Raw genomic sequence first — 11,992 nt, 5'->3', positions numbered from 1 at the left:
TCCACCGGACGCATCGCGCCCGCGGGCCGGCCGAAAGGCCGCTGTCGTTAATAACAGAACACAGAAGAGTCCCGTCAACCCCTTGACCCGGCAGGCCAGTCGTTCTGTGATGCGCAGGTGCTATTCAGTCGCCGCATGTTGAGGGGCCTGCCGCGACCTTCGATCCATCGTCTGACCGGACCTTGCGCCACAGCCAAAAATGGCGGGCGCCAGCGGCGGGGTGAAGGTATGGCCTCCCGAGATCGGCGAGTGTTCGGCAAGGTTTTCCAGCATGACTCTTGCAGGGCTCCCCCTGGCAGAGACGATCCTGAGACAACATTCCTGACCTTTGAGACGACCTTGAAAGGCCCCAAGCCCATGAAACGCGTAACCCTGGCTCTCACCCTCGCTCTCGCTGCCGGCCTCTCCGCCCAAGCCGCCGATGCGCAAACGCTCAAGACCGTCAAGGACCGGGGCATGCTGTCCTGCGGCGTCAGCCAGGGCTTGCCGGGCTTCTCATCGCCCGACGACAAGGGCAATTGGACCGGCATCGACGTCGACGTCTGCCGCGCCATTGCCGGCGCGATCTTCAACGATCCGACCAAGATCAAGTTCGTGCCGCTGTCCGCCAAGGACCGCTTCACGGCGCTGCAATCCGGCGAGATCGACGTGCTCTCGCGCAACACCACCTGGACCATCTCGCGCGACACCTCGCTCGGCGCCAATTTCACCGGCGTGACCTATTATGACGGGCAGGGCTTCATGGTGAAGAAGTCGCTCAAGGTGAATTCGGCGCTCGAGCTCAACAGCGCATCGGTCTGCGTGCAGACCGGCACCACCACCGAGCAGAATCTCGCCGACTACTTCAAGGCCAACAACATGAAGTACGAGGTGATCGCGTTCGCCACCAACGACGAAACCGTCAAGGCCTACGAAGCCGGGCGCTGCGACGTCTTCACCACCGACCAGTCGGGCCTGTACGCCAATCGCCTCAAGCTCGCCAATCCCAACGACCACATGGTGCTCCCGGAGATCATCTCGAAGGAGCCGCTCGGCCCGATGGTGCGCCACGGCGACGACCAGTGGTTCGACATCGTGAAATGGACGCTGTTTGCGATGGTCACCGCTGAAGAGCTCGGCGTGACCTCGAAGAACGTCGACGAGAAGGCGAAACTGGAAAATCCGGAGCTGAAGCGCGTGCTCGGCAGCGACGGCAATTTCGGCGAACAGCTCGGCCTGACCAAGGATTGGGTGGTGCGGATCGTGAAGACCGTCGGCAATTACGGCGAGGTGTTCGATCGCAACGTCGGCGCGGGCTCGCCGCTCGCCATCAATCGCGGTCTCAACAATCTCTGGAACAAGGGCGGTCTTCAGTACGCGCCGCCGATCCGCTGATCAGCCCTGATCGGCCGGCAGCGGCATGAGCACCGAGGCCCGAAAACCGCCGCCCCAGATCGCGCTGAAGATCCGGCGCATTCTGGGTGGCAAGGCAGGCTGGAACGGCGTTGCCGTCCAGTTTGCCTTCGCGGCGATCCTGGGCTGGATCGGCTATGAGATCGTCTCCAATGCTCGCGCCAATCTCGAGAACCAGCACATCGCCGCCGGTTTCGGCTTCCTCAGGAACAATGCCGGCTTCGACGTCAACCAGACCCTGATCTCCTATACCGGCTCGGACACGTTCCTGCGCGTGTTCGTGGTCGGGCTCTTGAACACGCTCGTGGTCTCGGTGGTGGGCATCGTCTTCGCCACCGTGATCGGCTTCATCGTCGCGCTGTGTCGGCTATCGCCCAATTGGCTGCTGTCGCGCGTCGGCGAGATCTATGTCGAGGTCATCCGCAACCTGCCGGTGCTGTTCCAGATCCTGTTCTGGTACCTCGCGGTGCTCGCCGCCTTGCCCAATCCGCGGCAGAGCATTTCGCTGCTCGGCATTGCCTTTCTCAGCAATCGCGGCCTCGTCGTTCCCAGTCCGATCGGCCAGAGCGGCCTTGAGCCGTTCCTGGCGATGCTGGCGCTCGGCGTCGTCGCCTCGCTGGCGCTGCGCTTCCATGCGCGGCGCGCGCTGTTTCAGGAAGGGCGAATGATCCGGATCTGGCCCTACGTGCTGGGGCTGCTGCTCGGATTGCCGCTCGCCACCGTGCTGGTGTTCGGTCTGCCCTTCACCTTCGAGCTGCCGCAGCTCAGGGGCTTCAACTTCGCCGGCGGCTCGCGGATCATTCCGGAATTCGTGGCGCTGACGGTGGCGCTGTCGACCTATACCGCCGCCTTCATTGCCGAGATCGTGCGCGCCGGCATCCTGTCCGTTCACAAGGGGCAGATGGAGGCGGGATCCTCGCTCGGTCTCAGCCGCGGCGCCACGCTCCGCCTGATCGTCGTGCCGCAGGCCATGCGCGTGATCGTGCCGCCGCTGACCAACCAGTACCTCAATCTCACCAAGAACTCGTCGCTGGCGGTCGCGATCGGCTATCCTGACCTGGTGTCGGTGTTCGCCGGAACGTCGCTGAGCCAGACCGGGCAGGCGATCGAGATCATCGCCATGACGATGGGCATCTATCTCCTGATCTCGCTCCTCACCAGCGCCGTCATGAGCGTTTACGGTTGGCGCGTCAGCCGGAGTCTGGGCGCATGAGCGATGCCTTCTCGTCCAGCTTCGTCCGCCGGGACCTGCTCGCCGAGCGTCCCGCGCCGGTGAAGACCACGGGCTTCATCGGCCTGATGCGCACGCGCCTGTTCAACTCGCCGACGAACATCCTGCTGACGATCCTGGGCGCCTTGCTGCTCTGGTTCACCATCGTTCCCTCCGTCAAGTTCCTGATGGTCGACGCGGTCTGGAGCGGTAAGGACCGCACCGCGTGCATCGCCGAGAACGCCGGCTTTGCGGTCGGCGCCTGCTGGCCCTACATCCAGGCGAAGCTCCCGCAACTGATCTACGGCTTCTATCCCGAGGCCGAACGCTGGCGGGTGAATCTGACGCTGTTGCTCGCAGCCGTCCTGCTGTTGCCGCTGCTCGTTCCGCGGCTGCCGGCGAAGAGCCTGAATGCCGGCCTGTTCTTCGCCGCCTTTCCGGTGGTCGCATTCTTCCTGCTGCACGGCGGCGGCATCAAGGGCTTCGGGCTCAGCTGGACGGCCGGCCTGCTGCAACTGTTCGACGAGAGCATCGTCGGCGCCGGACAGGCGCTGCTCACCTCGAGCGAGACCTCAGCGATCGCACCGCTGCTCTGGATCGTCGGGAGCCTCATCGTCCTGCTCGGCACAGCGATCCACTGGCTGATCTTTCCGCTCACCTGGCTGCGCGATTATATTCAGGGCACGGGGCAGCCGGTCTGGGCCGATTTCGCCATCACGGCCGCGATTGTCTGCCTGGTCGCCTTCGTCCTTGGCGGCGGCGTTCGCACCGGCGGGCGGGCTCTGGCATCCAGCATCGCCACCTTCATTGGCATCGCCATCGTCATCAAGCTGATGGATCTTGACCACGGCGGATTGCCGGTCGTGACGACGAATCTGTGGGGTGGCCTTCTGGTGACGCTGGTGGTCTCCGTCACCGGCATCGTCACTTCGCTGCCGATCGGCATCGCGCTGGCGCTCGGCCGTCGCTCCACCATTCCCTTGATCCGGATATTCTCGATCGCCTTCATCGAGTTCTGGCGCGGCGTGCCGCTGATCACCGTGCTGTTCTTCGCAACCTATATGCTGCCCCTGTTCCTGCCCGGCAATTTCAGCGTCGATGGTCTGGTCCGCGCGCTGATCGGTATCGCGCTGTTCACCGGCGCCTATCAGGCCGAGAACGTCCGCGGTGGGCTCGCTGCGATCCCGCGCGGGCAAAGCGAGGCGGCGGCCGCCCTCGGACTGTCCTGGTGGAAGACGACCTCGCTGATCGTGCTGCCGCAGGCGCTGCGTCACGTCATTCCGAACCTCGTCAACAGCTTCATCTCGCTGTTCAAGGACACCTCGCTGGTTTCGATCGTGGCGCTGTTCGACCTCTTGGGCTCGCTTCGCGCCTCGTTCTCGGATCCGAAATGGTCGACGCCGTCGACCGCGTTCACCGGATTCGCCTTCGCCGGGATCATCTACTTCATGTTCTGCTTTGGAATGTCGCGCTACTCGCTGTTCGTCGAGCACCGCCTCAACGCCCACCGCCGCAACTGATCGAGGCCACCATGTCCGACCCCATCGTCAAGATTTCCGGCCTGAACAAATGGTATGGCGAATTCCACGTCCTGCGCGATATCGACCTCGAGGTCCGGAAGGGCGAGCGCATCGTGATCTGCGGACCCTCGGGCTCCGGCAAGTCGACCTTGATCCGCTGCATCAATGCGCTGGAGGAATTCCAGGAGGGCGAGATCGTCGTCGACGGCATCGAGCTCGGTCCCAACCTCAAGCACATCGACGCGGTCCGCCGCGAAGTCGGCATGGTGTTCCAGAGCTTCAACCTGTTCCCGCATCTGACCGTGCTCGACAATTGCACGTTGGCGCCGATCTGGGTCCGCAACATTCCCAAGAGGGATGCCGAGGCGACCGCGATGAAGTTCCTGGAGCGGGTCAAGATCCCGCACCAGGCCAACAAGTTTCCGGGGCAGATGTCCGGCGGCCAGCAGCAGCGCGTCGCGATCGCGCGGGCCCTGACCATGAACCCGAAGGTCATGCTGTTCGACGAACCGACCTCGGCACTCGACCCCGAGATGGTCAAGGAGGTGCTCGACACCATGGTCGACCTCGCCGAGGAGGGCATGACCATGCTGGTCGTCACCCACGAGATGGGCTTTGCCCGCGAGGTCGCCAACCGCGTCGTGTTCATGGACGCCGGCCAGATCATCGAGGCCAACACGCCGAAGGAGTTCTTCGCCGCCCCGCAGCACGCCCGCACCAAGCTGTTCCTGAGCCAGATTCTGCGGTGAGCCGCCGCAACCAGCTGGCCTCGCGGTCTGGCTGACCGCAAGCTTGGCACCATCCGAATCAGCTCGTCTCTTTTCGGACCATCCTCCGGAGAGAGACCTTGCAGAGCAGTGCCGGCGCGCGCGCATACCAGAATGCGCGACTGGAAAAGAAGCTGAAGAAGCAGGCGGACGCCGTCATGGCCTTCGCGATCGAGGCACTCGGGCAGGGCAGGCTTGCCGAGGCCGAGACACTCTGCCGCGAGATCTTGAAGGAGGTTCCGGATCATTTCCACGCCACGCATCTGCTCGGCCTGCGCGCGTTTGACGGCGGACGGCTCGACGAGGCGGAATTCCTGCTCGAGCGTGCGACCGCTCTCGATCCGCGTTCGCCCGATGCGCATGGCAATCTCGGGGCTGTCTATTTCGCGCTCGATAAATATAGGGACGCCCGCGCATGCCAGGAGAAGGCCATTGCGCTGAAGCCGAATTGTCCGATCACCCTGACCAATCTCGGCAATACGCTGCTGCACATCGGCCTCGGCAAAGAGGCGATCGGGCTGCACGAACGCGCGATCAGGCTGAAGCCGGACTATGCCGATGCGTTTTGCAACCGCGGCATGGCGGAATTGATGACGGGCCAGTTCGAGCGCGCCGAAGCGAGCTTCGACCGCGCCCTGTCATTTCAGCCATTTCACGCCGAGGCGATCGCCGGCAAGGGCATGGTCAGCCTCGAGCTCCGGCACTTCGCGGAAGCGACTGCGGCCCTCGACGCAGCGCTCGCGATCAAGCCGGGTTCACCCAGGATTCTGCTGCAGCGCGGACGGCTCAATCTAAGCCTGTCCCGGCTGGAGCAGGCGGCCGCGGACCTCGATGCGGCGCTGGCGCAATCGCCACGGCTCGAGCTCGCACTGTGCTGGAGGGCGCAGATCGACATTCTCGCGGGAAACACGGCGCGGGCGATGGTGGGCGTCAAGACGCTGCTCGAGGTCAATCCGCGATCCGAGATGGGATTGGCGCTGCTGGCGGCTTGCCATGTGAACCAGGGAGACATCGCGACGGCGCTCGAGCATCTCGACGCGGCGCTGGAGATCGCGCCGGACTTTCCGGAGGCCATCGGATACAAGATTTTCGTGCTGGATTATCTGCCGGAGGCGGATTTCGCAGCCCAGCAGGCGGCGCGAAAATATTGGTGGGATGCGATCGGCGCCAAGCTTCCGCAAAGGACGCTGTTGCCGCGCAAGCTCGATCCGGACCGGCGGATCGTGATCGGATACGTCGCGTCCGAATTCAGGAATCACTCGGCTGCCTACTCTCTGTTGCCGGTGCTGCGCCATCACGATCACGCCAGGTTCAAGATCGTCTGCTATTCCTGCTGGCCGCTGCAGGATGAGATGACGGAGAGATTCAAGCCGCTCGCGGACGTCTGGGTCGATGCCGCGCAGCTTTCGGACGACGAACTGGCCGACCGCATCCAGGCCGATGGGATCGATATTCTGATCGATGTGTCCGGGCATACCACCGGCAGCAGGCTTCATGTCTTCGCCCGCAAGCCGGCCCCCATCCAGGTCACGGGCTTCGGGCACGCCACGGGGACGGGGCTTCGGACCATGGACCATGTGCTCGCCGACCCGATCTTCATTCCGCAATCGGCGCGGCATCTGCTGGCCGAAAAGGTCTATGATCTGCCCTGCCTGATCACGATCGATCCCATCCTGGATGTGCCGCCTTCCGAGCTTCCCATGCTCCGCAACGGTTACGTGACTTTCGGCGTGTTCAACCGCATCTTCAAGATATCGGACGAGGCCATCAGGGTGTGGTCGAACGTGATGCGCGCCGTGAGCGGATCGAAGATCATCATCAAGAACGGGCTGCTCGACGATCCCTTGCTGCGTGACCGTCTGGTCGCGCGGTTCGTGGCACAGGGCATTGCCGAGGAGAACGTGATCTGCATGGGCTCGACCCCGCGCGCCGAGCATCTGCGGGCCTTCGCGAATGTCGACATTTCGCTCGATACCTTCCCGCAAAATGGCGGCATCAGCACCTGGGAGTCTCTCTATGCCGGCGTTCCCGTGGTCGCCAAGCTCGGCAACGGCGCCTCATCGCGCGCCGGCGGCTCCATCGTTGCGGCCGTCGGTCTCGGCGACTGGGTTGCCGAGGATGACGAGGGCTATGCCGCGATCGCGTGCAAATATGCGGCGCAGCCGGCCCATCTGGCGAAGCTGCGCGCAGAATTGCCGGCCCAGATCGCAGCCTCGCCCGCCGGCAACGTCGAGATCTACACGCGCGAGGTCGAGGCGGCCTATCGTCGGTTCTGGCGCGATCATTGTGCCGCCGCCTCGGAGGTGGCGTAGGAAGATCTTGCGCCGGGCCCCGGGAAATCCCGGAGGCGATGGAGTTCGGGTGACCGGGCGGCCAGGCTCGCGAATCAGTTAGACTCTGCCTGGGGCATCCTCCGGAGAGACACCTTGCAGCAGAGCGGCGGCGCGCGCGCATTCCAGAATGCGCGATTGCAGAAGAAATTGATGAAGCAGGCCGACGCCGTGATTGCCGCCGCGGCGAACGCCTATGGCCAGGGGCGATATGCCGAGACGGAGGCGCTGTGCCGCGAGATCCTGAAAGCCCTTCCGGATCATGTCGACGCCATGCACCTGCTCGGCATGTGCGCCCATGACGGCCGGCGCCTGGAGGAGGCGAAGGAGCTGCTCGAGCGCGTGATTGCGCTCGATCCGCGCCTGCATGATGCCCACAACAACCTCGCAACCGTGCATTTCGACCTCGGCAATCTAGAGGAGGCGCGGCGGTGCCAGGAGAAGGCCATCGCGCTGAAGCCGAATTTCGCGGTGGCGCTGACCAACCTCGGCAATACGCTGATGCATCTGGGGCAGTACGAACAGGCGCTCGAGCTGCACGAGCGCGCAATCAAGATCAAACCGGATTATGCCGATGCGTTCTGCAATCGCGGCATGGTCGAGATCGTGCTTGGGCAGGTCACTCGCGCCAAGGAAAGTTTCGATCGAGCCCTGCTGTTTCAGCCGCGTCACGCGGAGGCCATCGTCGGCAGCGGCATGGTCAGTATGGAGCTGCGGCATCACGAGGAAGCGGCGGCCAAGCTTGCCATGGCGCTCGCGATCAAGCCAGGCGCGCCGAGGATCCTGGCCCAGCGTGGACGGCTCAGTTACGAGTTGCAGCGCCTCGAGCCCGCGCTTTCGGATTTCGAAGCGGCGCTCGCGATCTCGCCCAAGCTCGAACTGGCGCTCCGCGGGAAGGCACAGGCCTGCCTCGTGATGGGAAAGACCGCGCAGGCGATGGCGGCCGCAGCGGCGTTGATCGAGCAGAATCCGCGCTCCGAGATGGGGCTGGCGCTGATGGGCTTTGCCTATTCGAACCAGGGCGAGATGGACTCCGCGATCGAGTATCTCGATCGCGCGCTGGCGATCCGACCGGATTATGGAGATGCGATCAGGGGCAAGATCTTCTTGCTCGACTACCTCGCGGAGGCCGATTTCGCGGTCCAGCAGGCTGTGCGGAAGTCCTGGTGGGATGCGATCGGCTCGAAGATACCGCAAAGGACGCTGCCGAAGCGGCCGCTCGATCCGGAAAAGCGGATCGTGGTCGGCTATGTCGCCGCCGAATTCCGGCAGCACTCGGCGGGCCTCACCTTGCTGCCGGTGCTGCGCAACCATGATCACGCCAAGTTCGAGATCATCTGCTACTACTCCTGGCCGGGAGCGGACGAGTACACCGCCAAGTTCAAATCATTGGCGGACGTCTGGGTGGACGCCTGGGGGCTTTCTGACGACGAGCTCGCCGACCGCATTCAGGCCGACAATGTCGACATCCTGATCGACGTGTCCGGCCACACGACCGGCAACAGGCTGCAGGTTTTCGCGCGGAAGCCCGCTCCGATCCAGGCCACGGGCTTCGGACATGCGACGGGCACGGGCATGCAGACGATGGACTATGTGCTCGCCGATCCCATCTTCATTCCGCCCTCGGCCCGGCATCTGTTTCCCGAGAAGATCCACGATCTGCCATGCCTGATCACGATGGAGCCGGTTACCAATCTGCAGCCCTCCGAGCTGCCGATGCTCCGCAATGGCTACGTCACCTTCGGCGTGTTCAACCGCATCTACAAGATCTCGGATGATGCGATCCGTGTGTGGTCACGCATCATGCGGGAGGTGCCGGGATCGAAGATCATCCTCAAGCATGGTCTGCTCGACGATACCCTGCTGCGCGATAGCCTGGTCGCACGCTTCATCGCGCAGGGCATTGCGCAGGAGGACATCACCTGCCTCGGCACCACCTCGCGCGACGACCACCTGATGGCCTTTGACAAGATCGATATTTCCCTCGACACGTTCCCGCAAAATGGTGGCATCAGCACCTGGGAATCCCTCTACAAGGGCGTTCCGGTCGTGGCCAAGCTCGGCATTGGAGCCTCCTCGCGTGCCGGCGCCTCCATCGTGGCGGCCGTCGGCCTCGGCGACTGGGTCGCGGAGGACGACGACGGCTATGTCGAGATCGCCCGCAAGTTTGCCTCGCAGCCCGAGTATCTGGCGAAGTTGCGTGCGGGCTTGCCGGCCCAGATCGCAGCCTCGCCCGCCGGCAATGTCGAGATCTACACGCGTGAGCTCGAAGCGGGGTACCGCAAGTTCTGGCGCGACCATTGTGCCGCTGCCGCCGCGCGCGGTGACGCTGCGGTCAGCGGGACGGAGGCACCTGGCGGTTCCTGAGCGGCATCCTGCCGGCGAGCCCCGGGATATCCCGGACGGATTTCTGGTCCGGCAGTTCGGCCGGGCCGGTACGCGAATCAGTTAGACTCGGCCTTGGGCCATCTTCCGGAGAGACACCTTTGCAAAGCAGCGCCGGCGCGCGCGCATTCCAGAATGCGCGATTGCAGAAGAAATTGAAGAAGCAGGCCGACGCCATCATTCCCGCCGCGGCGAACGCCTATGGCCAGGGCAGGTATGCGGAGTGCGAAGCGCTCTGCCGCCAGATCGTGCAAGCCGTTCCGGATCATTTCGACGCCACGCACCTGCTCGGCCTGAGCGTGCAGCAGGGCGGGCGCCTGGAGGAGGCGCAACAGCTGCTCGAGCGCGCGATTGCGATCGACCCGCGTTCGCACGAGGCTCAGAGCAATCTCGCGACCGTCTACGTCGTCCTTCAGAAATTGGAGGCGGCCCGCGCCTGTCAGGAGAAGGCGATCGCACTGAAGCCGAATTTTACGCCGGCCCTTGTCGGCCTCGGCAACACCTTGCTCCAGATGAACCTGCCCGCACAGGCCATCGAGGTGTACGATCGCGCCATCAAGCTGAAGCCCGACTACGCCGCCGCGCTTTGCAATCGTGGCGTGGCGGAGCTGGCGCTGTACCGTTTTGACCGCGCCAGGGAGAGCTTTGATCGCGCGCTGTTGTTTCAGCCGCGCCACGTCGAAGCGCTCATCGGCAAGGGCATGGTCAGCATCGAGCTCAAGCGCTACGATGAGGCGGAAGCTGCGCTCGCGGCGGCGTTCGCGATAAAGCCGGATTCGGCGAAGATCCTGGCGCAGCGCGGACGCCTCAACTCGGCGCTGTCGCGGCTGGAACAGGCGGCAGCGGACTTCGATGCGGCACTTGCACTTTCGCCCCGGTTCGAATTGGCCTTGCGGGGAAAGGCGGAGGTCTCGCTCAGCATAGGGAACACCGCACAGGCGATCCTGGCCTGCACGACCTTGCTCGAGCAGAATCCACGTTCCACGATCGCATTGGCGCTGCTGAGCTCCTGTTTTGCAAATCAGGGAGAAATCGCGTCCGCAATCGAACATCTCGACACGGCGCTGGCGATCTCGCCGGATCCAGACTTGATGGCGCGGAAGATCTATTTTCTGGACTTTCTCCCCGACGCCGATTTCACGATCCAGCAGGCGACACGAAGGTCCTGGGGCGAGGCGATCGGCGCCCGCGTGCCGCAGAGGAAGCTCGCCCCCCGGCAGCTCGATCCCGACAGGCGGATCGTGATCGGCTATGTTTCTGCCGAATTCTGGTATCACTCGGCGGCATTCGGCCTGCTGCCGGTGCTGCGCCATCATGATCATGCCAGCTTCGAGGTGGTCTGTTATTCGTGTTCGCCGACACAAGATGCGGTCACGGCCGAATTCAGGTCGGCGGCAGACGTCTGGGTCGATGCCTGGCAGATGTTCGACGACGAATTGGCCGATCGTATCGAGGCCGACAAGGTCGATATCCTGATCGACGTGTCCGGGCATTCGTCGGGCAACAGGCTCCAGGTCTTCGCCCGCAAGCCGGCTCCCATCCAGGTCACGGGCTTCGGACACGCGACCGGTACGGGCCTTCGGACGATGGACTACGTGCTCGCGGACCCGGTCTTCATTCCGCAATCGGCACGGCATCTGCTGACCGAAAAGGTCTATGACCTGCCGTGCCTGATCACGATCGATCCCATCCTGGATGTGCCGCCGTCGGAGCTTCCCATGCTCCACAACGGCTACGTCACCTTCGGCGTGTTCAACCGCGTCAACAAGATCTCGGATGAGGCCATCCGCGTTTGGTCGAACGTGATGCGGGAGGTGGCCGGATCGAAGATCATCATCAAGCACACGCTGCTCGACGATCCCCTGGTGCGCGATGGTCTCCTCGCGCGATTGGTCGCTCACGGGATTGCCGAAGAGAGGATCACTTGCCTCGGCTCGTCCGAGCGCGCCGATCATCTGCGAGCCTTCGCGTTGGTCGATATTTCGCTCGATCCATTTCCGCAGAACGGTGGCGTCAGCACCTGGGAATCCCTCTATGCGGGCGTTCCGGTCGTCGCCAAGCTCGGCCACGGCGCATCCTCGCGCGCTGGCGGCTCCATCGTGGCGGCCGTCGGTCTTGACGACTGGGTGGCCGAGGATGACGCGGGCTACGCCGCGATCGCGTGCAAATTTGCTGCCCAGCCCGCGCTTCTGGCAAAGTTGCGCGCGGAATTGCCGGCCCGGATCGCAGCTTCAGCCGCGGGTAATGTCGAAACCTACACGCGCAAGGTCGAGGAGGGCTACCGCAAGTTCTGGCGCGACTATTGCGCCGCAGCCTCCGAAAGCGGGGAGGTCGCTTAAAGCTGATCTGCGCAGAGCTTGTGGACGTGTGCCCTCGGCCCGAGGACGT

Annotated in this window: 7 protein-coding genes; all 7 read left to right on the top strand. The window is 63.9% G+C overall.

The features are described from left to right. Positions 1-357 precede the first annotated feature (357 nt). Positions 358-1,374, top strand: a complete 1,017-nt coding sequence (locus JQ566_RS16070; RefSeq protein ID WP_212373380.1) for an amino acid ABC transporter substrate-binding protein — start codon at positions 358-360, stop codon at positions 1,372-1,374. Between the two features lie 25 nt (positions 1,375-1,399). Continuing rightward, entirely contained in the window at positions 1,400-2,605 is a 1,206-nt protein-coding gene (locus JQ566_RS16065) for an amino acid ABC transporter permease (protein WP_212373379.1), read from the top strand. After that, positions 2,602-4,122, top strand: coding sequence for an amino acid ABC transporter permease (locus JQ566_RS16060; RefSeq protein ID WP_212373377.1), 1,521 nt, complete (start codon positions 2,602-2,604; stop codon positions 4,120-4,122). The genes JQ566_RS16065 and JQ566_RS16060 overlap by 4 nt, the downstream gene beginning before the upstream one ends. 11 nt (positions 4,123-4,133) lie before the next feature. Next, the gene (locus tag JQ566_RS16055; protein ID WP_249139490.1) at positions 4,134-4,871 is read left to right on the top strand and encodes an amino acid ABC transporter ATP-binding protein; all 738 of its coding nucleotides are present in this window, start codon (positions 4,134-4,136) and stop codon (positions 4,869-4,871) included. Between the two features lie 98 nt (positions 4,872-4,969). Then, entirely contained in the window at positions 4,970-7,201 is a 2,232-nt protein-coding gene (locus tag JQ566_RS16050) for an O-linked N-acetylglucosamine transferase family protein (protein ID WP_212373376.1), read from the top strand. A gap of 114 nt (positions 7,202-7,315) precedes the next feature. After that, positions 7,316-9,586: an O-linked N-acetylglucosamine transferase, SPINDLY family protein gene (locus JQ566_RS16045; protein ID WP_212373375.1), complete on the top strand. Its 2,271-nt coding sequence runs from the start codon at positions 7,316-7,318 to the stop codon at positions 9,584-9,586. A 119-nt stretch (positions 9,587-9,705) separates the two neighbouring features. After that, the gene (locus JQ566_RS16040) at positions 9,706-11,943 is read left to right on the top strand and encodes a tetratricopeptide repeat protein (RefSeq protein ID WP_212373374.1); all 2,238 of its coding nucleotides are present in this window, start codon (positions 9,706-9,708) and stop codon (positions 11,941-11,943) included. Positions 11,944-11,992: the final 49 nt, after the last annotated feature.

The sequence above is a fragment of the Bradyrhizobium sp. SZCCT0231 genome (assembly GCF_018130245.1).
GTDB lineage: Bacteria > Pseudomonadota > Alphaproteobacteria > Rhizobiales > Xanthobacteraceae > Bradyrhizobium > Bradyrhizobium japonicum_F.
Note: the sequence above shows the minus strand (reverse complement) of the source record. Positions and strands in the feature narration are given on the sequence as shown.